The sequence below is a fragment of the Methylobacillus sp. genome (assembly GCF_036844465.1).
Taxonomy (GTDB): domain Bacteria; phylum Pseudomonadota; class Gammaproteobacteria; order Burkholderiales; family Methylophilaceae; genus Methylobacillus.
The window spans coordinates 332,817-356,456 of sequence record NZ_DAIUFW010000001.1 but is presented as its reverse complement, the minus strand read 5'-3'; the positions used below and the strand labels follow the sequence as shown (position 1 = coordinate 356,456).

The window sequence follows — 23,640 nt, the reverse complement described above, 5'->3', positions numbered from 1 at the left end:
ATACAAATGGATTAAGCGCGGCGGGCGGGACGATTGCCATCGTGACGGCTGTTGCCGCTGCCACGATTGCCTTCATTACGGCCGGCAAAGGAACGGCCTTCGCTGCGCTGGCCATCACCACGCGCGTTGCGGTCGCCGAAAGAGCGGCCTTCTGCACGACCTTCAGAACGGTTGTTGCCATAGCCTTGACCGCGGGATTTATAGCCGCCGCCGTTACCACCTGGGCGTTGACCTGGACGGCCGCTGCGCGGCTTGTCGTTTCTATCCATGCGTGGAGCTGGGCGCTTTGGCTCCAGGCCTTCAATCACGGAGATTTCCAGGCGCTGGCCTGTGTATTGCTCGATCTTGCGCAGTTGATGGCGGTCGATGTGCGAAGCAAAGGAAAGCGCCACGCCGGTGTTGCCCGCGCGGCCGGTACGGCCAATGCGGTGCACATAGTCTTCGGCAAACTTGGGCAGGTCGTAATTGATGACGTGGGTGATGCCCTGCACGTCGATGCCGCGGGCGGCAACGTCTGTCGCCACCAGTACGCGCACGTCGCCATGACGCAGCTTGGTCAGGGTGCGGTTGCGCGCGCCCTGGGTCATGTCGCCGTGCAACGCAGCGGATTTGTGGCCCGCGGCGTAGAGGTCTTCCGCCAGCAGGTCGGCATGACGCTTGGTGGAAGTGAAGACGATGGCCTGGTTGACTTCAGGGGCGATCAACAAATGTTCCAGCAGCTTGTTCTTGTGCGCCATATCGTCGACGAACAGCAGTTTCTGCTCGATGTTGGCGTGTTTTTCCTTCACTGCCGCAATCTGGATGACCTTGGGCTCCTTGAGCAGGGTCTTGGCGATATTGGCGATCTGGCCTTCGAAAGTTGCGGAGAACATCAATGTCTGGCGTTCGCCGGGCAGCGCGGCGGAAATGCGCTCGATATCCGGCATGAAGCCCATGTCCAGCATGCGGTCGGCTTCGTCCAGGATCAGCATTTGCAGGCGGGACATATCAATACGGCCGCGCTCCATGTGATCAAGCAAGCGGCCAGGGGTAGCAACCAGGATGTCGATAGGCTGCGACAGCAGCTTGTTCTGCAATGGATAAGGCATGCCGCCGACGATGCTGACAGTGCGGGCGCGCAGGAACTTGCCGTACTTGCGGGCGGCGTCATTGACCTGGGCAGCGAGTTCGCGGGTTGGGGTCAATACCAGGATGCGCGGGCCGCGGCTCTTGGCGGGATGCGGAGTTGCCAGCAGGTTGAGCGCTGGCAAAGTGAATGCGGCGGTCTTGCCGGTGCCGGTTTGGGCAGAGGCCATGAGATCGTGGCCTTCCAGCACTTCAGGAATAGCCTGGGCCTGGATAGGCGTTGGGTTGGTGTAGCCAGCCTCGGTCAGGGCACGCAGGATGGCAGGATGTAGGTTCAAACTTTCAAAAGACACAAAATTCCCTTTCAAGGAAAACTGAAAGACCTTGTCAGACAAGGCCCAAAAGGGCGCAAGCAGCCACAAAGACTTTTGCTGTGAGCAAAAGAGTTCAGGCGCAATGACTAAAAATTTTTAGCATTCTTACCGGCGCACGGGCATAGCCACTAACCGGTAACAAAAGCAAGCAAGCCGCAAAAAATGCATCGGGCTTCGGGTAGGCTAGGGCGATGAATCATCAATTCAGCAAATGGCGAATCGAATCAGCCCGGCAGTATATAGGTTGTCTCTAATTTGTCAAAGGTTTTCGCGCGGGTTTAACAACTAGTGTGCTAAAATCGCCCCCTTTTCGCTAACTAATCAGAGTAATTACACATGTCGCGAGCTCTTCGTAATATCGCCATTATCGCCCACGTTGACCATGGCAAAACCACCATGGTGGACAAGCTACTGCAGCAGGCAGGCACTTTTGCAGCCCACCAGCAGGTTTCCGAACGCGTCATGGATTCGGGGGATATCGAAAAGGAGCGCGGCATCACCATCCTGGCCAAGAATACTGCTGTCAATTACGAAGGCACGCATATTAATATCGTCGACACACCTGGACACGCCGACTTTGGCGGCGAGGTCGAGCGCGTGTTGGGCATGGTGGACGGCGTGGTGCTGTTGGTGGACTCTGTCGAGGGCCCCATGCCGCAAACCCGTTTCGTCACCAAGAAGGCGCTGGCGCTCGGCCTGCGCCCCATCGTGGTCATAAACAAGGTTGACCGTCCGGGCGCGCGTCCTGACTGGGTCATCAATCAGACTTTCGATCTGTTCGCCAATCTGGGTGCAACCGACGAGCAGCTGGATTTCCCTGTCGTCTATGCATCTGGCCTGAACGGTTTCGCCAAGTTGAGCCTGAAAGACGAGTCGGACAACATGCGTCCCTTGTTCGAAACTATCCTCAGCCATGTGCAGCCGCCTGCCGGTGACCCAAACGCCGGCCTGCAATTGCAGATTTCCGCGCTGGATTACTCTACTTATACTGGCCGCCTTGGTGTTGGCCGCATCCAGAATGGCCGCATCAAACCAGGCCAAGTGGTATCGGTGCTGAAGGGCGACGAGCAGATTGCACAAGGCCGTATCAACCAGGTGCTGGGCTTCCAGGGCCTGGAGCGCGTACCTGTCGATGAAGCCGAGGCTGGCGATATCGTCATCATTTCCGGTATCGAGGAAATCGGTATCGGCGTGACCGTGGCTGACCGTGATAATCCTGTCGGCCTGCCGCTGCTGGCTGTGGATGAGCCCACCTTGACCATGGACTTCATGGTAAATACTTCCCCATTGGCTGGCACCGAAGGCAAATTTGTTACCAGCCGCCAGATTCGCGACCGCCTGACCAAGGAATTGCTGACCAATGTCGCCTTGCGCGTTGAAGATACAGCGGATGCGGATATCTTCCGCGTTTCCGGCCGCGGCGAATTGCACCTGACCATCCTGCTGGAAAACATGCGCCGTGAAGGCTATGAAATCGCCGTGGGCAAGCCGCGCGTAGTCTATCGGGAAATCGACGGCCAGAGGTGCGAGCCTTATGAAATTCTTACCGTAGATCTGGAAGATGATTGCCAGGGCACTGTAATGGAAGAGCTGGGTCGCCGTCGTGGTGAATTACAGAACATGGAGTCCGACGGCAATGGCCGTACCCGCCTGGAATACAAGATTCCAGCCCGCGGCCTGATCGGCTTCCAGAGCGAATTCCTCACCATGACACGTGGCACCGGCCTGATGGCGCATATTTTCGATGAATACGCTCCTGTGAAGGCAGATCTGCCCGGTCGCCGCAATGGTGTGCTGATTTCTTCCGAGCAGGGCGAAGCTGTGGCTTATGCTCTATGGAAGTTGCAGGACCGTGGCCGCATGTTCTCCTCTCCTGGCGATAAGCTGTACGAAGGCATGGTCATCGGCATTCACAGCCGTGACAACGACCTGGTAGTCAACCCGATCAAGGGCAAGCAATTGACCAACGTCCGGGCTTCTGGCACGGATGAAGCGGTGCGTCTGGTTCCTCCTGTGCAGCTCACGCTGGAATCCGCGGTGGAATTCATTGACGACGACGAACTAGTCGAAATCACGCCGAAGAATATCCGCATCCGCAAGCGCCACTTGCTGGAGCACGAGCGCAAGCGTGCATCCAAGGAGGGATAATTTCCCAATTCTGGCCTGATGGTCTGGTGAAAAGCCCTGGTTTTCCAGGGCTTTTTTATTGTTTGCATGGTAGTAGTGTTATGGGATTGATTCCTGAACGCTATTGCCAATCCATACGGCGATAAGGGAGAATTGGCACAGTGTTGCATGAGTGGCCGAGAAGGTCGCGCTGCATGTGACGATTGTGAAGCATATGGAATGAAGCAAGGAATGCAAATGGCCAGACAACCAAGCCAGGGCGAGATTCAGGCGCTGTTCAATCTATACAATACCGGCCAGTTGCTCGCTGTTGAAGAGAAAGCGCGCGCATTGCTTCGACAATATCCCGATGCGCTGGTCGTGTATAACGTGCTGGGCGTATCGCTGGAAGGCCAGCAGAAGTTCGCGGATGCGGCGCAGGCCTACCGCAAGGCGCTCACGCTCAATCCCGCTATCCCGGAAATGCATTTCAACCTGGGCTCGGTCCTGACCCAGCTTGGGCGGGATGATGAGGCGATTGCTTCCTATAGGCGCGCCATTCAGCTTAATGCCAGGCTGGCAGTGGCGCACTTCAACCTGGCGACCTTGTTGCAGAAAAAGCAGCAGCTGGATGAAGCTGTCCGGCATTATCAGCAGGCGGTCGGGATAGAGCCGGGGTTCTTTGAGGCTTATGGTGCCATGGGTACTGCCTTGCAGCAGCAAGGCCACCTGGACGATGCGATTGCCTGCTACCGCCAATCGCTGGCCATCTCCGATCATGCGCTGGGGCATTTCAACCTGGCGACTGCGCTGCGCGACCGTGGCGCGCTGGAGCAGGCAATATCGCATTATCGTCAGGCTATTGTGATGCAGCCGAATTATGCTGATGCCCACAACAATCTGGGCGAAGTATTCCGCGACCAGGGCAATATGGAAGATGCTGTAAATTTCTATCTGCAAGCCTTGCGCATGGCGCCCGCGCATCCGGCTGCTTCCTACAACATGGCTCAATTTCTCTATGAAGCAAAGCGCTTCAGCGAGGCGATTCCCTATTTCGAGACTTCACGCCAACAAGACTGGCAGGAAAGAATCCTCTATTGCCTTTATAAATCAAAACAGTACGATGCATTCAAGCAGCGCTTTCAAGCCATGTTGGCAGCGCCGGAGCATGTGTCGCCATTTCTCGCGACCTTGTCCACGCACTACGCCACCAATTTCCGCACCGAGGATAGCTACCGGTTCTGCAAGAACCCGATGGATTACGTTTTCCACCGTAGCATCCAGCCATTGGCCCAACCGGGCAGCGCCTTGCTGACCCAATTGCTGGAAGATATCGAGCTGACCGAGATCGCGGAGCGCAAGCAGGGACGCCTGTACCACGGCATGCAGTCCGCAGGCAACCTCTTCAAGCGCAAGGAGGAATCGTTCCGCCAGCTGGCCGAGTTGATCAAGGCGGAAGTGGTCGCCTACGCGGAGCATTTTGCCGGGCATGATTGCGACCTGATGCGCTATTTTCCCAAGCAGGTCGATTATGCCAGCTCGTGGTATGTGCGCATGCGCCAGGGCGGGCATCTCACCTCGCATATCCATGAGATCGGCTGGTTGAGTGGCTGTGTTTATTTAGCGTTGCCACAGCGGCTGGAAGGGAGCAATGAGGGCTGTATCGAATTCAGCACCGATGGCGATGATTACCCCAGGTTGCACGACGATTTTCCGGTCAAGACCATTCAGCCTGCGGTGGGGGATATCGTGCTGTTCCCATCATCGCTGTTTCATCGTACTATCCCATTCCATTCAGACGAGCAGCGTATCTGCATTGCCTTTGATATCAAGCCGTCAGATGAGTTTTCCCATCTGCCCGAGATGCAGATGATGTAGGTTGATTGGCTGCCCCGGATTCTCCCCCTTTTCTGATCTATCCGGGGCGGCCATTTTTAGCCAGGCTGGTTTTGTTGTAGAAACACCCTCACATGACGAGGCTTCAGGAATACCTGACTGCCATGCCCCAGCTTCAATTCACGGAAGCGTTCCCGCGTGATTTCCGCTTCGATGGTATCGGCATCGTTACCAGCTTGCAGCTCCAGTCTGACCAAGGGGCCAGCGGCGTGGATATGGCTAACCACGGCTTGTAACGCCGGATCGCCATTTTTCTCGGTATAAACCTCGATGTCGTGTGGACGGACATAGGCCAATGCATCATGATTCTGCGCCGCCTGGTGGTCGTTCAGCGTGAATGCGAGATCGCCGATATGCGCCCGCCCCGCATCGACGCGACTGTGGAACTGGTTGACGTTGCCGAGGAATTTATAGACGAACGGCGAGGCCGGGTTGTCATAGACTTCCTGCGGCGAGCCGATCTGTTCGATATGTCCCTGGTTCATCACCACGATGCGGTCTGCCACTTCCAACGCCTCTTCCTGGTCGTGGGTTACGAATACACTGGTGATATGTAGTTCATCATGCAGGCGGCGCAACCAGCGGCGCAGATCCTTGCGTACTTTGGCATCCAGCGCGCCGAAAGGCTCGTCCAGCAACAGGACCTTGGGTTCCACTGCCAATGCGCGTGCCAGAGCGATACGCTGGCGCTGTCCACCGGAAAGCTGGGGCGGGTAGCGGTCTGCCAGCCAGTCGAGCTGCACCAGTTCCAATAATTGATGCACGCGGCGATGGATTTCCCCTTCGGTCGGACGCTGCTTTTTCGGGCGCACGCGCAGGCCGAAGGCGACATTCTCGAATACGGTCATATGGCGGAACAGCGCGTAATGCTGGAAAACAAAGCCCACCTGGCGCTCGCGTACGTCGCGGTTGGTCGCTTCCTCGCCATGGAAGTGAATGCTGCCGGAATCAGGGGATTCCAGCCCGGCAATGATGCGCAGCAGGGTGGTCTTGCCGCAACCGGACGGACCCAGCAAGGCGACCAGTTCGCCACTGGGCACGTCCAGGTTGACGTTGTTCAGGGCAGTGAAGCTGCCGAATTCTTTGTTGATGTTGCGAATTTCAATACTCATGATGCCATCCTTGTGACAGGGTTGTTAGGGCGTGAAAAGACTCATGTGTGAGCTGTCTTTTCCCTGGCGCTGGCAGCCTGGCTGCCTTGCCATTCAATATAGGATTTCAGCGCCAGCGTAATCAACGCCAGGAACGCCAGCAAAGAGGCCACGGCAAAGGCGGCGGCGTAGTTGTACTCGTTATAGAGGATTTCCACATGCAGCGGCATGGTGTTGGTCAGGCCGCGGATATGGCCCGATACTACCGAGACGGCACCGAATTCACCCATGGCGCGGGCATTGGTAAGGATCACGCCGTACAGCAGGCCCCATTTGATGTTGGGCAGGGTGATCTTCCACAGGATCTGCCAGCCGGATGCGCCCAGCACCAGGCCGGCTTCCTCTTCTTCCTTGCCTTGCGCCTGCATGAGCGGGATAAGCTCGCGCGCCACGAATGGGAAGGTGACGAACACTGTCGCCAGCACGATGCCGGGAATCGCGAAAATCACCTTAAAGTCATGATCGATCAGCCATTCGCCAAACCAACCCTGCAGGCCGAAGATCAGCACATAGATCAGCCCCGCAATCACGGGGGAGACAGCGAAAGGCAGGTCGATCAGGGTAATCAGGATGCTTTTCCCCTTGAAGTCGAACTTGGCAATGGCCCAGGCGGCTGCCACCCCGAACACCAGATTGAGTGGCACCGAGATGGCGGCGGCAATCAGGGTCAGCTTGATCGCGGAGACGGCATCCGGTTCGACCAGCGCGGCGATATAGGTGTCAAAGCCTTTGCGCAAGGCCTCGGTGAACACTGCGGCCAGCGGGATGAACAGGAACAGCGTGAGGAATGCCAGCGCCGACGCAATCAGCGTCCAGCGCACCCAGGCGGGTTCCGAGGTCGCGCGGCTGCGCGCCACCTTGGCATGGTATGACGAGAGCTGGGAAATAGTGGATGACATGATGAATTATTCCTATTTGGCCGAATGGTTGCGGTGGCTGCTCCACCATTGCAGGCCGTTGATGGCGAGCAACAGCAGGAAGGAAATGATGAGCATCACCACGGCGATGGCGGTCGCGCCAGTGTAGTCATACTGCTCCAGCTTGGTGATGATAATCAGCGGCGTGATTTCGGACACCATGGGCATATTGCCCGCGATGAAGATCACAGAGCCGTATTCGCCGACCGCGCGGGCGAAGGCAAGCGCGAAGCCGGTCAGCAGCGCGGGCCAGAGCGCGGGCAGGATCACGCGGCGGAAGGTCTGCCAGCGGTTCGCGCCCAGGCTGGCGGCGGCTTCCTCGGTTTCGGCTTCCAAGTCTTCCAGCACCGGCTGCACCGTGCGCACCACGAAAGGCAGGCCGATGAAGGTGAGGGCGACCACCACGCCCAGCGGCGTGAATGCGACCTTGATGCCGTAAGGCTCCAGCAGACTGCCAATCCAGCCGTTGCCGGAATAGACAGCCGTCAATGCAATGCCGGCGACGGCGGTCGGCAGCGCGAACGGCAGGTCCACCAGGGCGTCGATGATCTTCTTGCCGGGAAAGCTGTAACGCACCAGCACCCAGGCGGTCAGCAGGCCGAAGAAGGCGTTGGTGACGGCGGCGAACAGCGAGGCGCCGAATGTCAATTTGTACGAAGCCAGCACGCGTGGTGTGGTGACGGTGTGCCAGAATTCGGCGAGGCTGAGCTCAGTTGTCTTGAAAAAGGCGGCGGATAAGGGAATCAGGACAATCAAGCTGAGATAGAGCAGGGTATAGCCCAACGAAAGATTGAATCCTGGTAGGACGTTATGAGGTTTATTTTTTTTGGCCATGTTGTGATTCCGGGCAGTTTACTGGTAATGCTTCATGCAATCTGTTTTGTTGATGGCGGATGAGGCTGCGGCAGGATGGATTTTAGCGCCTGGCTGAGATGCAGCTTGCCGGCAGCCACCGGTTCGCCGAGGAAATAGCCTTGTAGTAGCGTGCTGCCGGATTCGATGGCGATTTCCAGATCTGCCTGCGATTCGATGCCGGTAATGACCGGTTGTGCGCCGATATCATGTATTAGTTTGATCAGTGCGGACAGGGCGGCACGAGCGCGGATATTTTCTCGTGCTTGCCGGAGAATGCCGAGATCGAGTTTGACGAATTCTGGCGATAGCTTCCAGAGATGCTCAATGTGCGAATGCTTGCCGCCGAAATGATCAATCGCAATGCGATAGCCACGTTCCTGATAATTCCTGATGGCATCTGCCAATCGACTTTCGTGCTCACCTGTGCTTTCCTGGACCTCAATCACCACTCTATGAGTGGGTACGGAGTTGGAGTGCAGGATGCGCTCGAATACCTTGCCGTGTTCATTGACGCTAGCCAGCAAATGCGGATGCACATTGAGAAAAAGCAAGCCGTTTTCTGCGTAAATCTGACGGAAATTCAGTATATGCAGGGTGCGTACCACGCGGTCGAACTTGACCAGCTTGCCGACCTGGTCGGCAAAATTGAAAGCGAACTCGGGGCTGACGGCTTGTTGCGCGCCCAGCGAAGGGCGCAGCAGGGCCTCATGCCCGAACAGCTCGCCAGCGGCGCTGTCGTAAATCGGCTGGAAGGCGCTATTCAATTGCACACCGATGAACGTGCTGTTGAACTCACCTGATACTTGCTCTTCCAGCGCGTATTCATCCAGATCCAGCGACAGGGATGCCTGCAACTCTGTTTTCAGGGCGTCGATTGCCAGAAGACCGCTTGTGCTGGTTAGCGGGGCGATATTGGGATTGGACATGAGGCTGTGCCTTATTTATTGCTGTAAATCTGGTCAAACACGCCACCATCTGCGAAATGCGTCTTTTGCGCCTTCTGCCAGCCGCCGAAAATTTCATCCACGGTAAACAGCGTCAATGGCTTGAACTGCGATTGGTTGGCCGCCAGCACTTCAGCCAAGCGCGGCCGCAGGTAATGGCGGGCTGCAATTTCCTGGCCTTCTTTTGAATAATGGAAATCCAGGTAAGCCTGGGCAGCAGCGCGTCTCTTGCGTTTGTCCACGACCTTGTCGACAAGTGAGATCGGGTTTTCCGCGAGGATGCTGGACGATGGATAAACCACGTCGTAATGGTTGCCCAGCTCCTTGTTGATGAGGAACACTTCGTTCTCGAAGGTCAGCAACACATCGCCGATCTCGCGTTGCGCAAAAGTAGTGGTCGCGCCGCGACCGCCAGCATCCAGCACCGGCACATTCTTGAACAGCTTGGTGACGAAATCGCGCGCCTTGGCGTCATCGCCGCCTTGCTTGATGACATAGCCCCAGGCTGCCAGGTAGCTGTAACGGCCGTTGCCGGAAGTCTTGGGGTTGGGGATGATCACGCCTACGCCAGGCTTGACCAGGTCGGGCCAATCCTTGATTTGCTTGGGATTGCCCTTGCGCACCAGGAACACGGTGGTGGAAGTGGTCGGCGAGCTGGCGTTGGGCAGGCGCTTTTGCCAATCGGCAGGAATCAGCCTGCCGCGCTCGTAGAGGATGTCGATATCATTGCTCTGGTTCATGGAAATGATATCCGCCTGCAAGCCATCGGCCACCGCACGTGCCTGTTTGCTGGAGCCCCCGTGGGATTGGTTGATGGTGATAGTCTCTCCGGTTTTCTGTTTCCAGAATTTGCTAAATGCCGGATTGAAATCCTTGTAGAACTCACGCGTCACGTCGTAGGAAACATTGAGTAGTGTTGTATCTGCATGAGCAAAGCCAGAAGCAGCCAGCAGGATGCCAATGGAGATTATTTTTCTTAGCATGGGAGCCTCGGAGAAGTGGAATACGGAACGTAACTGAATATAGAGAATTTATTAAATAATGTGAAAGAATATAATTCTATATATTTATAATTTTATTGCATTTTAAATGGTAACCAATAAAAAATATCCTGAACTAAAGATGAAGCTTCCATTCCCACAAAAATTGCTGCATTATTAGCCGACTTGATCAGCAAGAGGCCGAAGCGCCGCTTGTCTGGACATAAAAAATAAGTACGTTAGCGATGCGCTGACCGGACAACCGGAAGCCAGTGAACCCCGCATGGGGTCACTGGCTTTTTTGTTTTCAGCGTCAGGAAGAAAGCATGTGAATGAAAGATAGCAAGACAAGCCCGGAAGCTGGCGATGAGCTGGATATCAGCCGCATTGTGCAGGAGTTGCGCAATGTCAGGCTGGCTTCGCTGGAGCATCGCAACCGCCTGAACCGGCCGCCCAAGCTGCCGTCCCGCAAGGCGTTGGCCGAGATTGTCGACGGCCTGGGCGCGGCCTTGTTCCCCAACCGGCTGGGAATGCCGGACCTGCGCGATGACGGCATCGATTATTTCGTCGGCCATTCGCTGGATGTAGCGTTGCGCGGATTGCTGGCGCAGGTGCGCCTGGAGCTGAAACTGATTGATGATGCCGCGCAGCAACCCCAGGAACGCGCCACCCGGCTGACGCGCGATTTTGCCGCGCAGTTGCCGGCAGTGCGGCGGTTGCTGGATAGCGATATCCGCGCTGCCTATGAAGGCGACCCCGCCGCGCGCAGTGTGGACGAAGTGCTGGTGTGTTATCCCGGCATCAACGCCATCATGCATTACCGTCTCGCCCATGTGCTGCACGGCCTGGGCGTGCCATTGATCGCGCGCATGATCACGGAAATCGCCCATTCCGCTACCGGGATAGATATCCATCCCGGGGCGCGGATCGGCGAGGGATTTTTCATCGACCACGGCACCGGCGTGGTGATCGGCGAAACCTGCATCATCGGCCGCCATGTGCGGGTGTATCAGGCAGTGACGCTGGGCGCCAAGCGTTTTCAGGTGGATGCGGACGGCAGCCTGGTCAAGGGCAATGCGCGCCATCCGGTGGTCGAGGACGAGGTGGTGATCTACGCAGGCGCCACCATTCTGGGCCGCATCACGATAGGGCGCGGCTCGGTGATCGGCGGCAATGTCTGGCTGACGCACAGCGTTCCCGCCAACAGCAATATCACCCAGGCGCAGATGAGAGAAGGAGCTCCCACGAGCCAACATACTGGCGCTGTGACCCATCAATGAATCCAAGGGGCTTCGCAGCCCGAATCTACCAATTGCATATCAACAAGGAGAGTATTAAATGACCGATATCCATCAGGGACATACCGCATTAGGCGATGTCGCCGCCCGCACGCTGTCGAATGCCACAAAAACCGTGCCCATGCTGGGTACCATCACGCCGCGCTGGCTGGTGCACCTGTTGCAGTGGGTGCCGGTCGAGGCGGGCATCTACCGCGTCAACAAGGTCAAGGACAATCACCATGTCGAGGTGGATTGTTCCAACAAGGACGAGCGCGAGCTGCCAGCGACCTTCGTCGATTACGAGGAATGGGGCCGCGAATATGTGCTGAACGCCGTCAACACTGTAGTGGATGTGCATACCCGCATCTCCGACCTTTACAGCAGCCCGCACAACCAGATCCGCGAGCAGTTGCGCCTGACCATCGAGACGGTGAAGGAGCGCCAGGAAAGCGAACTGATCAACAACAAGGAATATGGCTTGCTGCACAATGTCGCGGAAAGCCAGAAGGTGAAATCTCGTAGCGGCGCACCCACGCCGGATGATTTCGATGAGCTGATTTCCCGCGTGTGGAAGGAGCCTGCCTTCTTCCTCGCGCATCCGCAGGCGATTGCAGCCTTTGGCCGCGAGTGCACCCGCCGCGGCGTGCCGCCCCCGACCGTCAGCCTGTTCGGCTCCCAATTCATCACCTGGCGCGGCATTCCCATCATTCCGTGCGACAAGCTGCGCGTGACCAAAGGCAAGACCAATATTCTGCTGCTGCGCACCGGTGAAAGCCGCCAGGGTGTCGTGGGCCTGTACCAGCCCAATCTGCCGGGCCAGCAGAGCATGGGGCTTTCCGTGCGCTTCATGGGTATCAATCACAAGGCGATCGCGTCGTACCTGGTTTCCCTCTATTGCTCGCTGGCGGTGTTGACCGAGGATGCGATTGCCGTGCTCGAGAATGTCGACGTAGGCAACTACTATGACTACAAGTAATTTCGACGACCTATCATCGTTCGAGCCGGAAACAATTCTCGCTGCACTGCCGGGCGAGCATCCGCGTATGGCGGCGGCGCTGGCCGTTGGCCGGGAAGCGCAGACGGGCGGGCATCTGGATGTCGACGAGCTGACGCGAATAGCGAACGAAATCTATGCCGAGGGCTTTCTGCCGGGCGCGCAAGGCTTTCCTTCTACTGCCTCCATGTCGGATGCCGCCGTGCCTTATACTGCTGACAGCCCCGGGATAGGCGCGCCTGTGCCGCCAGCACCCTCGGTAGTTTCAGCCGTGCCCGCCGCAGGCAATGTCATCCCGGGTTATGAAACTACACCTGTCAGGCAGCCCAGCCTTGGCGTATCGCCATCACAATTACCTCCCGAGTTCAGCAATGAGCGTGCCGGGGCGACGGGCCCAGCGCCAGTTTTCCCGGGTTTGGACATCAGTAGCCTGTTGGGCGGCGTGGAGATTCCCTATGCCGTGGACCTGCAGGATTTGTTCGCGGTGCCGGGTAGTCCGGCGAATCCGGGACTTGGCAGCGTAGACAAGGCGGCCGCGCCATATTATTTCCTCGCAGAAAAGCCTGGCGTCCCGGAATTGTCCGGGTCTGCACATCCGCCTTTCGATGCCAATCTGGTGCGCAAGGATTTTCCCATCCTGCGCGAGCTGGTCAATGGCAGGCCGCTGATCTGGCTGGACAATGCAGCCACGACCCAGAAGCCGCAGGCCGTGATCGACAGACTCAGCTACTTCTACCAGCACGAGAACTCCAACATTCACCGCGCCGCCCACGAACTGGCGGCGCGTGCCACGGATGCCTATGAAGGCGCGCGCGAAACCGTGCGCCGTTTCATTAATGCGCCCGCGGTGGAAAACATCGTGTTCGTGCGTGGCACGACGGAGGCGATCAACCTGGTGGCCAAGACCTGGGGCAGGAAGCATCTGGGAGAAGGCGATGAAATCATCGTGACCAACCTGGAGCACCATGCCAACATCGTCCCCTGGCAGCAGCTTTGCCAGGAAAACGGCGCCAGGCTCAAGGTCGTCCCGGTGGACGACAGCGGGCAGGTGTTGCTGGACGAATACCAGAAGCTGCTGACGGAGCGCACCAAGCTGGTGTCATTCACTCAGGTATCCAATGCGCTCGGTACGGTCACGCCCGCGCAGCAGATGATCGCTATGGCGCATGCAGCCGGTGCGAAAGTCCTGCTCGATGGAGCGCAATCTATTTCACATATGCGTACCGATGTGCAGTGGCTGGATTGCGATTTCTTCGTATTCTCGGGCCACAAAGTGTTCGGCCCCACCGGCATCGGAGCGCTCTACGGCAAGCGGGAAGTGCTGGACGACATGCCGGCCTGGCAGGGCGGCGGCAACATGATCCAGGACGTCACGTTCGAGAAAACCGTGTATCACGGCGCGCCAGCCAGGTTCGAGGCAGGGACGGGCAATATCGCCGATGCCGTCGGCATGGGCGCCGCGCTGGAATATGTCGAGCGCTTGGGCATTGAAAACATCGCGCGCTACGAGCACGAGCTGCTGGTCTACGCCACCGCCGCGCTCAGCAAGGTGCCGGGCTTGCGCTTGATCGGCACAGCGCAGGAAAAAGCCAGCGTGCTTTCGTTCAACCTGGAAGGCTACAAGAGCGAAGAGGTCGGCGCAGCCCTGAACCAGGAAGGCATCGCGGTGCGTTCCGGCCATCATTGCGCGCAGCCAATCCTGCGGCGCTTCGGCGTGGAAACCACGGTCAGGCCATCGCTTGCGTTCTACAACACCTATGCGGAAATCGACGTGCTGCAGGGCATATTACTGAAACTGGCATCCGCAAAGCGTTAAATTTGTGGAATGACGATAATTGCCCTCGCATTCATTGAATGCGAGGGCTTTTTATTGTCCAGAGAGCAATAGCTTGAATATCAAGCCTGAATATCCTCGCATTGGCCGCTGACTAGCATGTTGACCCTTTATGATCAATTACCCTTTATGGTCATTGAGCGCAGTCCCTTTTCTTACCATCATCCGGGTTTCAAGATTTTTGATAGGAGAATACTGATGAACACCATCACCTATGGCAAGTTCGACACCAAGAATGTAGCGCCGATCACCACTGACCTTGACGGCTGGCAGCCGGTGGAAGGTTCCCCAAGCATGAAAACCTGGATCGAATATGCAGCCGAAAACGGCAAGTTGCTATCCGGCTTCTGGGAGGCACAGCCTGGCACTTATGCAGTGACATACAATGCCGATGAAGTGGTGCATATCTTTGAAGGCGAGGCTGTGCTGACCGATAAAGATGGACAATCCGTCACCTACAAGGCTGGCGATAGTTTCGTGGTGAAAGCTGGCTTCAGCGGCACATGGAAAACGATCAAGACAATCCGCAAGATTTTCACCATCGACCTGCCTGAAGACGTGACTGCGCCATTTGGCGGTTAATGCCGCACATAAACTGTAACTGAACCTGTAAAAGCCCTGGTTGCAAAGACCAGGGCTTTTTTTTGCGCTTTGAATCGCAATCAGGTGCAAAAAAGTGCCGGCGCGAGGCCGGCATTAGGAGGAGGGTAGAGGGAAATATCAGCGGTTTTGAGCGCCTAACCAGGATCGCTGCGCTGGGTTGTGTTAATTATTCTTATATCTTGGCGAGCGAGACTTCAGTGGCCTTGATCAGCGCCAGCACTTCGGAACCGACTTGCAGGTTCAGCTCTTTCACGGAACGCGTGGTGATGACGGAAGTAACGATGCCGACCGGGGTTTCCACATCGACTTCTGAGACGACCGGGCCGAGGACGATCTCCTTGATGCGGCCACGGAACTGGTTGCGGACATTGATGGCGTGAATGGACATGATGTACTCCTTGATTAGGTTGCGCTGTGAATATGGATTAGTGAAGCGTGTGATGGGTGGTCACGCTACATTCATCCTCCATGCCATGATCGGAGTGTAATTGTCTGAGCCGGGCACGTAGCGCGGCGGGGCCGTTGGAGGTATAGACGATTCTGACACCGCGCTTGGCTGCGCTCTGCTTGATCTTGTGGGTGAAGGTGTGGCTGATCCAGTCTGTGACCAGGACGATCAGCTCGGTATCTTGCGGGATGACTTTCTTGCCGTCGCCGACCTTGCGTCCCGACCAGTGGTTGATACGGGTCATGCCAAAATTTGATAGTTCCTGTTTGATGCCATCGATCTGGTCGCCGCCGACGATTAATGCTGTACTCATGATCAGAGTTTCCTTTGGCTTATGGAAAAGTGCCGGATTGTGTCCAGCACGTTTCCCGTTTATCAATATGTGCTATTGCTGGTATATCTGGTCGAATGTGCCGCCATCTGCGAAGTGGGTCTTCTGCGCCTTCTGCCATCCGCCGAATGCCGAATCGATCGTGATCAGGTTCAGTTTGGGGAAGAAATTCTCATATTTCCTGGCCACCGATTCCAGGCGCGGGCGGTAGTAGTTCTTGGCGGCGATTTCCTGACCTTCCTCGCTGTAGAGGTATTCAAGGTAGGCTTCCGCGATCTTGCGGGTGCCGCGCTTGTCCACGACTTTGTCCACCACGGAAACGGATGGCTCAGCCAGGATGGATAGGGATGGCGCCACGATCTCGAACTTGTCCGGCCCCAGCTCCTTTTGCGCGAGGAAAGCCTCGTTTTCCCATGCCAGCAGCACGTCGCCGATGCCGCGTTCCACGAAGGTCGTGGTCGAGCCGCGCGCGCCGGAATCCAGCACCGGCACGTTCTTGAGGATCTTGCCTACGAATTCGCGTGTCTTGGCTTCGTCGTTGTTGAAGTGCTTCTGGCCGTAGGCCCAGGCAGCCAGATAGTTCCAGCGCGCCCCGCCCGAGGTCTTGGGATTGGGGGTGATCACCTTGATGCCGGGCTTGGCCAGGTCGTCCCAATCCTTGATGTTTTTCGGGTTACCCTTGCGCACCAGGAACACAATGGTGGAAGTGTAGGGCGAGCTATTGTCCGGCAGGCGCTTGATCCAATCCTTGTTGATGAGCTTGCCTTTCTCGTACAGCGCGTCCACGTCATAGGCAAGCGCCAGCGTCACCACATCGGCCTGCAAGCCGTCGATGACGGAGCGTGCCTGCTTTCCTGAGCCGCCATGCGAAGCCTTGATGGTGACTTTATCGCCGCTCTTGGCCTGCCAGTATTTGCTGAATGCGCCGTTGTATTCCTGGTAAAGCTCGCGTGTCGGATCATAGGAGACATTGAGCAGGGAATATTCCGCCGCATGGGAGAGCAGGGGGGCGGCAATTAGCGCAACCGCGCCGAGCAGAGCCTTGAGTTTCAATTTGTGGTCGATCATGTTGTTGCTTTCCTTTACTTAAAATCTATTTAGAACTGGAACTGCAAGCGGCTGAACAGGATGCGCTCGTCCTCGCGGTCGCGGATGTTGGCCAGCGTGCCGCCACCACCGCCCTCGAACTTGGTCTGCTCATAATTGGTTGCCAGGCGCACCCATTGATTCAGGTACCAGTTCAGGCCGATGCCCCAGGTTTTGGCTTCCTTGGCGCTGGTGAGCGGGTTGGCAAAGCGGTTGCCAGCACTGGTGTTGAATGCGCTGCTATCGATATTGTTTTCTTGGTAGCGCGCCACGATTTCCCAGGCGCCCCAGCCTTCCTTGCCGGTTTCAAACGGTGTCTTGGGCTTCACGCTCTTGAAAGAGGCATCCTCGCCGGTCAGCACCCATGAGGCGGCAATCTGCCAGGCATCGTTCTTGAGTTTGTCAGAGACGGTGCCAGCGGCATTGCGCACATCCTGATTGACTCTTGCATATTCAGCGATAACACCTAATGGACCATTGTAGTAATAAGCCTGTGGCGCCCAGCGGATGCGGGTGCCATCGCCAACAGTACCTGTGGTGTAGGTAAAGAAGTTATTGCTTTGCGAAGGAGTCTTGTATGAAGGCAAAGCCGTTTGGCGTGAATCGCTATAAGTGGCGGCGATACCAAAACCCAGGCCTTCGAGGGCGCTGTCGCTGCCCTTGAACGGCGTGGTGAACACGCGAGCGGCGTATTCCTTGTCATTGTCGCTATCGATACGTGTGGTGTCCTCGCCGCCGTCCGCAGTGCCGTTGAAGAGACCCACGGCATAGCTGAACTTGTTGTCCCATACATCGCCGTAAAGCGATGCACCCAGACCACGGTTGGGCAGGAAGTTGTTGCTGACGTAGCTGCGCTCGATGAACTTGATATCACCGCCGCCCTGCAGACGTTCCAGGCCGACGAACGGCTTGAACTTACCAGCGCGTATCTTGAATGCGGGGTCGAAGCGCGCATCCACGTAAGCATCTACGACGCGGGAGATATTGCCGCTGCCGGATAGGTTATTGTTGGCCTCGCCAAATTCAGGCGTGAAGCGGAAGTCGTATTTGCCGAACAGGGTGCCCTGGAAGGTCGGACGGATGCGACGCGCTGTAAAACCATCATCCGAGCTGTCCGGCTTGTCGAAGTGGCGATAATCCAGTTGGATCAATCCCTTGAGCTGGTATTCGAACTGGCCGTCGGCAGACTTGATACCGAAACCGGAAGGGCCTGCGGTCACGATAGGTGTTTCCTTCTTCTTGGCGGCGGCATCCTCGGCGGCGATTTCATTCTTGCGTTCCAGCACGCGGATTTTCTGGTCCAGTTCCTGAATGGTCTGGCGCAGCGCCTCGATTTCCGCATCTCCAGCCAATGCGGTGTGATGAATGGAGATCAGCCCGCTGGCGATCAATGCTGCGGAAATTGCACTCGTCTTGAATTTCATTTTTTACTCCTTTTAAATCAATTATCTATATGCGTTCTACCTGATACTTCACTTCTATTTTCAGGAAGTGACAGTTGTTTCAGCAGTAGTCCTCTGACGGGGTATATCCTGGCTGAAGCGCACTTTCTCCCGGCGCTCCAACTGCGTGACGCGGCCTTCATGTACAGTGATTTCTATCGACCCGTACTTGGTCTGCCCAATCGCCTGGACGATTTCAAGCAGCAGGTCATGGCTCAGGGTGGTATTGGATTCATGTGGCATGGCAAGCACCGATATGCGAAAGACGTGATGCACTTTAGCAATATATTTTTATATTAAAAAATAATTTATTTTGATATTTATATAATTAAATAGAATTTAAAGGCAGTGTGAGAAAACAGCTGGGAATGTGGTGTGAGGGGAGGCTGGGTTGAAAAGAAGCCAGAGAGGTAAAACTGTGCAAAAGCGCCACCACAAGGTCAATCAATATGCGGCAAGATCAATATACTGATATGGATGCGGTATAATTCCAGCCTTATGTTGAATACTATTTTGCTCGCTTTCATTTCTCTGGCCGTGCTGCTCCTGCTCTGGCTGGTTTATCGCCAATCACGCCACGATGCCCGCCAGTTGCTGCTGCAACAATTGGAAGAAAAACACCGCGAAATGCTGCGCGACCTCAATGACGGACTGAACAAACTAGGTGACCGGCTCAGCCAGGCGTCCGGCGGACAATCCGAACTATTGCGCGCGGCAGTGGCGCAGGAGTTGCAGCAGACCCGCGATGCCATGCAGTCGTTGCAACTGAGCCAGACCGAGAGCCTGGCGCAGACGCGCGAAACCGTGCTGGAGCGTTTGCATGTGACCCTGGCCGAGCAGGGCAAGGCCGAGCAAACCATGATTCATGAAACCATGCTCAAGACGGCTACCCAACTCACCAACACTATTGAGGTGCTTTCCAAGACGGTCGATGGCCGCCTCGAAGAAATTGGCGGCAAGGTGTCGGAACGGTTGGACGAAGGCTTCAAGAAGACTAATGATACTTTCGTGCGCGTGATGGAGCGGCTGGCGACCATAGACGAGGCGCAGAAAAAGATAGACGGCCTGACCACCAATGTCGTCAGCCTGCAGGAACTGCTGGGCGACAAGCGCTCACGCGGCGCGTTCGGCGAAGTGCAGCTGGAGGCGCTGGTGCGCAATGTGCTGCCTGTGACTTCCTATGCCATGCAGCATGTGCTGGCCAACGGCACGCGCGTGGATTGCGCCTTGTTCCTGCCCGAGCCGACGGGAACGGTGGCGGTAGACTCCAAGTTTCCGCTGGAGAATTACCACCGCATGCTGGACCGCGACATTACCGATGCCGAACGGATTGCCGCGCAACGCCAGTTCAAGGCAGATGTCAAAAAACATATTGATGATATCGCGGGCAAGTACATCATCCCGAATGTCACCTCGGACGGCGCCGTGATGTTTATCCCGGCGGAGGCAGTGTTCGCCGAGATACACGCCTACCATCCCGATATCGTGGATTACGCCATGAGCCGCCGCGTGTGGGTGGTGTCGCCCACGACCCTGATGGCGGTGCTCAACACGGCGCGCGCGGTGCTCAAGGATGTGGAGACGCGCAAGCAGGTGCATATCATCAAGGACGAACTGGGCAAGCTTTCCAAGGAATTCTCGCGCTTCGACGTGCGCATGAAGAAGCTTGCCGACCATATTCGCCAGGCACACGAGGATGTGCAGGACGTGCATACCACCAGCCAGAAGATTTCACGCCGCTTCGCCCAGATCGAGCGCGTGGAGCTGGAAGGTCAGCCGCAAGCCGGCCTGGCGTTGACCGATAATGAATTGGAGGAACAAGACCATGAGCGATGAACAAGGCCTGATCATGCTGATCCAGCAATATGCCAGTAAATTCGGCATTACTTTTAGCTCCAGCCTGATGGATAACGAAGAACACAAGCAAAAACTGCTGGTGCTGATGATGGAAGCGCTCAACGGCAAGCGCGGGCCGGTGACGGACGAGGATGTGACGGGCGCATGATCCGCGTTCTGTATTTTGCCCGACTGCGCGAAGCGCTGGGGATGGAAGCCGAAAGCCTGGAATGGACAACTCCCGCCAGCATTGCAGAGCTGAAAAGGCAATTGGCCGGACGTGGTGATGTCTGGCAGGAGCAATTTGTCAGTAATGCCAGCCTGCGTGCCGCTATCAATCAAACACTTGCGCCTGAAACAGCCACGGTTCATCCCGGCGACGAAGTGGCGTTTTTCCCGCCAGTGACGGGAGGCTGAATGACAGTGCGCGTGCAGCAGCAGGATTTCGACGTAAGCGCAGAAATTACCCGCTTGCGTCATCTGTATCCTCAGGCGGGAGCGGTAGTAAGCTTCGTTGGGCAGGTGCGAGACTTGAACGACGGCAACACCGTAGCCAGCCTGACGCTGGAACATTATCCAGGCATGACGGAAAAAACCATGGATGCCATCGTGGAGCAGGCCAGGCAGCGCTGGCAGGTGCTGGATGCAACAGTGATCCACCGCACCGGCACTTTGCTGCCGCTGGACCAGATTGTCCTGGTGGCCGTGGCGAGCATGCACCGCGGCGACGCTTTTGCCGCCTGTGAATTCATCATGGACTATCTCAAGACCGAAGCACCATTCTGGAAAAAAGAAGCGACTCCTGACGGCACGCAATGGCTGGACGCACGACAAAGCGACCAGGTGGCACGCGAGCGCTGGCAGCAATCATAACACCCCTCAATCACGACAAGCACCCTGACAGGCGCCTCACCTGATGCTAAGCAAGCTGACACCGCAACAACTTAATATTGATATCGATCCGCACACCCTGGGGTTTGGCAATACTTCAGAATTGCTGGACGAAGCGCAGGCCCATGCGAATACCTGGATAGGGCAGCAACGCGCCTTTGATGCTGCCAGCTTTGGCCTGCGCCTGCCCAGACCGGGTAACCACATGCTGGTGATAGGCGAGCCGGGTTCGGGCCGCACATCATTGATAGAGCAAATGGTTAAGCACGCCTTGCGACAGCAACCAGCGCCGCCCGATCTTATCTATCTGTTTAACTTTCAATTGCCGGAGAAACCTCTCCTGTTGCGGCTCAAGGCGGGCAAAGGCAGCGAGCTGCGCCATTTGCTTGATCAATTCGTCCGCAAGCAGATGCGCGCCATTTCCGCTTTTCTGCAATCAGCGCAGCAGCTTGACGGCAACGCAAAGGCTGATACGCCTGAGGCCAACCTCAAGCAGGTATTGGAACGCGAGCTGGGAGAGATATTCGAGCAAATATCTGCAAGCCTGCTGGAGCCTGAGCTGTTCCAGCGTTGGATTGCGCAACTGGTGCGGGAAGTGCTCGATAACATCGAGCTGTTCAATCCTGTATCCGGCAACGAATCCGACGATGTGCAGGAGGCCTTTATCGGCCGGTTCCGCGCCAACTTGTTGCTGAGCCGCGACCAGCTTGGCGGTGCGCCTGTCATTTACGATGACGATCCTGGATATTCATCGCTGTTCGGCGGCATGGAAGCCTCCGCCGACCATCACCTGGCGGATTTCATGCGCCTCAAGGCAGGGAACCTGCTGCGTGCCAATGGTGGCGCGTTGATCCTGCATCTGGAAGATATTCTTGCCGAGCAGCAATCGGGAGCCAACCCCTTGCTGGAGAAACTGGGCCGCGTGTTGCGTAACAACAGGCTGCAGATCGAGGATAGCGGCAGTGCCTCCGGCAACGCCGCCTTGAGCGCCTTGATGCCCGAGCCATTGCCTCTGGATTTCAGGCTGATATTGATTGCCAGCCGCGAGGATTACTACATGCTGCATGAAGAGCATGAGGCTTTCCTCGAACATTTCCGCATCAAGGTTGAATTTGCGGACAGCGCCACGGCAACGCCAGAGGTCTATCGCCAGATTGCCTGTTTTATTGCCCGCAGCTGCAATGAATATGGACTGCCGCAGTTGACTGCGGCAGCGGTAGCGCGGCTGTTGCAGATGCTGCATGAGTGGGAAGAGGATCAGTCGCGTGTGAGCCTGGCTTTCGGCTACCTGTTGCCTTTCCTGCAGGAAGCTGCTGCTTTTGCGCATGCAGGCGGCCTTGTGGATGTTGCAGAGGTTGAGCTGGCGCTAGCTGCCGCTCGAGAGCGGCATGATTATGCCGAGCAACAGATCCGCGAATCCATCATCGATGGGGAGCAGAAAATTACCGTCACCGGGCAGGAAACCGGACGCGTCAACGGCTTGACACACATTGACATGGGCGATGCCGCCTTTGGCTCCCCAGTGCAGATTTCCGCACGCTGCCATCCGGGCCACCATGGCGTCATCAATATCGACCGCGAGGTCGACCTGACCGGCCCGCAGCACGATAAGGGAATGTTCATCCTGCAACACTGGCTCGCCGCCATCTTCGTGCATCAAGCGCCTTTGTCGCTCAACGCCTCGCTGGTGTTCGAGCAGGAATATCATGGGGTGGAAGGGGATTCCGCCTCGTGCGCCGAGCTGTATGCCTTGCTTTCCAGCCTGTCCGGGCTGCCGTTGGCGCAAGGCATTGCCGTGACCGGCGCGCTGAACCAGCATGGCGATGTGCTGCCGGTGGGTGGGATCAGCGAAAAAATAGAAGGCCACTTCCGCATCTGTGAAACCCTTGGGCTGGATGGACATCAAGGCGTATTGCTGCCGGAGAGTAATCTGCGGCATGTGCTGCTGCACAAGGATATTGTCAGGGCTGTGGAGGAAGGGAAATTCCATATCTATACCATGGCGCATGTGCTGGAAGGGATCGAACTGCTGACTGGCGTTGCAGCGGGCAGTATGGATATGGATGGCGCTTATCCGGCCAATACCGTGCTAGGCCGCGTGCAGCGCAACTTGCAAGCTTATCAGGACATATACCGCCGCAACCGTCAATCTGGGCCAACAACATGAGCGATCAGGATAGCAAGTGCCGTCTGGACAAATGGCTCTGGGCGGCAAGGTTCTTCAAGACGCGCAGCCTGGCAACGGATGCCGTGGATACCGGCAAGGTGCATGTGGATGGCGACCGCGCCAAGCCAGCCAAGGAAGTACGCCTTGGGCAGCGTATCTATATCCGCCGCAAGGAACTGGAAATGGAAGTGGTCGTGCGCGGATTGAGCACTCAGCGCCGCGGAGCGCCAGAAGCAGCGCTACTTTATGAGGAAACGCCGGAGAGCATAGCCAAGCGCGAAAACCTTGCTGTGACCCGCGAGCATGAGCACGCGCAGCGCGAGCGCGGCATGGGCCGCCCGACCAAGCGCCAACGCCGGGACATCAAGAAGTTTACCGGTATTGATTGGTGAAGATGGCAGGAGCTGAAACCTGATAAGGCTTTTAGTCTCGGTGTTTCA

At 56.8% G+C, this 23,640-nt stretch carries 23 protein-coding genes; 12 read left to right on the top strand and 11 right to left on the bottom strand.

The window, feature by feature from the left end; genetic code table 11:
• Positions 1 to 11 precede the first annotated feature (11 nt).
• Positions 12 to 1,418 (bottom strand): DEAD/DEAH box helicase, encoded by a 1,407-nt coding sequence (locus tag V7Z75_RS01735; protein WP_334106713.1) that lies wholly within the window; start codon positions 1,416 to 1,418, stop codon positions 12 to 14.
• Positions 1,419 to 1,775: 357 nt separating this feature from the next.
• Here V7Z75_RS01735 and typA point away from each other — a divergent pair, with 357 nt between their 5' ends.
• Positions 1,776 to 3,587, top strand: a complete 1,812-nt coding sequence (typA, locus tag V7Z75_RS01730) for a translational GTPase TypA (RefSeq protein ID WP_334106712.1) — start codon at positions 1,776 to 1,778, stop codon at positions 3,585 to 3,587.
• Positions 3,588 to 3,803: 216 nt separating this feature from the next.
• Positions 3,804 to 5,423: a tetratricopeptide repeat protein gene (locus V7Z75_RS01725; RefSeq protein WP_334106711.1), complete on the top strand. Its 1,620-nt coding sequence runs from the start codon at positions 3,804 to 3,806 to the stop codon at positions 5,421 to 5,423.
• Positions 5,424 to 5,479: 56 nt separating this feature from the next.
• Here the strand turns inward: V7Z75_RS01725 and V7Z75_RS01720 are convergent, their stop codons facing one another.
• From V7Z75_RS01720 to V7Z75_RS01700, 5 genes are read right to left on the bottom strand one after another with little or no spacing between them, the layout of a single operon-like run.
• A complete protein-coding gene (locus tag V7Z75_RS01720) occupies positions 5,480 to 6,553 on the bottom strand; it encodes a sulfate/molybdate ABC transporter ATP-binding protein (protein ID WP_334106710.1) in 1,074 nt (357 codons plus the stop codon).
• Positions 6,554 to 6,594: 41 nt separating this feature from the next.
• Positions 6,595 to 7,491: a sulfate ABC transporter permease subunit CysW gene (gene cysW / locus V7Z75_RS01715; RefSeq protein WP_334106708.1), complete on the bottom strand. Its 897-nt coding sequence runs from the start codon at positions 7,489 to 7,491 to the stop codon at positions 6,595 to 6,597.
• Between the two features lie 12 nt (positions 7,492 to 7,503).
• Entirely contained in the window at positions 7,504 to 8,343 is an 840-nt protein-coding gene (cysT, locus tag V7Z75_RS01710; protein ID WP_334106706.1) for a sulfate ABC transporter permease subunit CysT, read from the bottom strand.
• A 32-nt stretch (positions 8,344 to 8,375) separates the two neighbouring features.
• Positions 8,376 to 9,290 (bottom strand): EAL domain-containing protein, encoded by a 915-nt coding sequence (locus V7Z75_RS01705; RefSeq protein WP_334106704.1) that lies wholly within the window; start codon positions 9,288 to 9,290, stop codon positions 8,376 to 8,378.
• 11 nt (positions 9,291 to 9,301) lie between these two features.
• Positions 9,302 to 10,291, bottom strand: a complete 990-nt coding sequence (locus V7Z75_RS01700) for a sulfate ABC transporter substrate-binding protein (RefSeq protein ID WP_334106702.1) — start codon at positions 10,289 to 10,291, stop codon at positions 9,302 to 9,304.
• Between the two features lie 329 nt (positions 10,292 to 10,620).
• Between V7Z75_RS01700 and epsC the strand changes: the two genes are divergently transcribed.
• The 4 genes from epsC (at position 10,621) to V7Z75_RS01680 (ending at position 14,978) form a co-directional block, all read left to right on the top strand.
• A complete protein-coding gene (epsC, locus tag V7Z75_RS01695; protein WP_334106700.1) occupies positions 10,621 to 11,568 on the top strand; it encodes a serine O-acetyltransferase EpsC in 948 nt (315 codons plus the stop codon).
• 58 nt (positions 11,569 to 11,626) lie between these two features.
• Positions 11,627 to 12,544, top strand: a complete 918-nt coding sequence (locus V7Z75_RS01690; protein WP_334106698.1) for a family 2A encapsulin nanocompartment shell protein — start codon at positions 11,627 to 11,629, stop codon at positions 12,542 to 12,544.
• Positions 12,531 to 14,378, top strand: a complete 1,848-nt coding sequence (locus V7Z75_RS01685) for a family 2A encapsulin nanocompartment cargo protein cysteine desulfurase (protein WP_334106697.1) — start codon at positions 12,531 to 12,533, stop codon at positions 14,376 to 14,378. The genes V7Z75_RS01690 and V7Z75_RS01685 overlap by 14 nt, the downstream gene beginning before the upstream one ends.
• Positions 14,379 to 14,594: 216 nt before the next feature.
• Positions 14,595 to 14,978, top strand: coding sequence for a cupin domain-containing protein (locus V7Z75_RS01680; protein WP_334106695.1), 384 nt, complete (start codon positions 14,595 to 14,597; stop codon positions 14,976 to 14,978).
• A gap of 193 nt (positions 14,979 to 15,171) precedes the next feature.
• Here the strand turns inward: V7Z75_RS01680 and V7Z75_RS01675 are convergent, their stop codons facing one another.
• From V7Z75_RS01675 to V7Z75_RS01655, 5 genes are all read right to left on the bottom strand, one after another.
• Positions 15,172 to 15,387, bottom strand: a complete 216-nt coding sequence (locus V7Z75_RS01675; protein ID WP_334106694.1) for a TOBE domain-containing protein — start codon at positions 15,385 to 15,387, stop codon at positions 15,172 to 15,174.
• Between the two features lie 37 nt (positions 15,388 to 15,424).
• Positions 15,425 to 15,760: a DUF2325 domain-containing protein gene (locus V7Z75_RS01670; RefSeq protein ID WP_334106693.1), complete on the bottom strand. Its 336-nt coding sequence runs from the start codon at positions 15,758 to 15,760 to the stop codon at positions 15,425 to 15,427.
• Positions 15,761 to 15,832: 72 nt separating this feature from the next.
• The gene (locus tag V7Z75_RS01665) at positions 15,833 to 16,846 is read right to left on the bottom strand and encodes a sulfate ABC transporter substrate-binding protein (protein WP_334106692.1); all 1,014 of its coding nucleotides are present in this window, start codon (positions 16,844 to 16,846) and stop codon (positions 15,833 to 15,835) included.
• 29 nt (positions 16,847 to 16,875) lie between these two features.
• Positions 16,876 to 18,288, bottom strand: a complete 1,413-nt coding sequence (locus V7Z75_RS01660) for an OprO/OprP family phosphate-selective porin (protein ID WP_334106690.1) — start codon at positions 18,286 to 18,288, stop codon at positions 16,876 to 16,878.
• Between the two features lie 60 nt (positions 18,289 to 18,348).
• Complete coding sequence (locus tag V7Z75_RS01655) at positions 18,349 to 18,549, bottom strand: YezD family protein (protein WP_334106688.1); 201 nt, start codon at positions 18,547 to 18,549, stop codon at positions 18,349 to 18,351.
• 255 nt (positions 18,550 to 18,804) lie between these two features.
• On the opposite strand from V7Z75_RS01655, the gene V7Z75_RS01650 reads away from it, so the two are divergent.
• From V7Z75_RS01650 to V7Z75_RS01625, 6 genes are read left to right on the top strand one after another with little or no spacing between them, the layout of a single operon-like run.
• Positions 18,805 to 20,142 (top strand): DNA recombination protein RmuC, encoded by a 1,338-nt coding sequence (locus V7Z75_RS01650; protein WP_334106686.1) that lies wholly within the window; start codon positions 18,805 to 18,807, stop codon positions 20,140 to 20,142.
• On the top strand, positions 20,132 to 20,311 hold the full coding sequence (locus V7Z75_RS01645) for a hypothetical protein (RefSeq protein WP_334106685.1): 180 nt from the start codon (positions 20,132 to 20,134) through the stop codon (positions 20,309 to 20,311). Before V7Z75_RS01650 ends, V7Z75_RS01645 begins: the two co-directional genes overlap by 11 nt.
• Positions 20,308 to 20,559, top strand: a complete 252-nt coding sequence (gene moaD, locus V7Z75_RS01640) for a molybdopterin converting factor subunit 1 (RefSeq protein WP_334106683.1) — start codon at positions 20,308 to 20,310, stop codon at positions 20,557 to 20,559. Before V7Z75_RS01645 ends, moaD begins: the two co-directional genes overlap by 4 nt.
• On the top strand, positions 20,560 to 21,015 hold the full coding sequence (gene moaE / locus V7Z75_RS01635) for a molybdopterin synthase catalytic subunit MoaE (protein WP_334106682.1): 456 nt from the start codon (positions 20,560 to 20,562) through the stop codon (positions 21,013 to 21,015).
• 43 nt (positions 21,016 to 21,058) lie between these two features.
• Positions 21,059 to 23,200 carry a Lon protease family protein gene (locus V7Z75_RS01630; protein ID WP_334106681.1) on the top strand — a complete coding sequence of 714 codons (2,142 nt, stop codon included), beginning with the start codon at positions 21,059 to 21,061 and terminating at the stop codon, positions 23,198 to 23,200.
• Positions 23,197 to 23,592 carry an RNA-binding S4 domain-containing protein gene (locus tag V7Z75_RS01625; protein ID WP_334106679.1) on the top strand — a complete coding sequence of 132 codons (396 nt, stop codon included), beginning with the start codon at positions 23,197 to 23,199 and terminating at the stop codon, positions 23,590 to 23,592. The genes V7Z75_RS01630 and V7Z75_RS01625 overlap by 4 nt, the downstream gene beginning before the upstream one ends.
• The last annotated feature ends 48 nt before the right edge of the window (positions 23,593 to 23,640 follow it).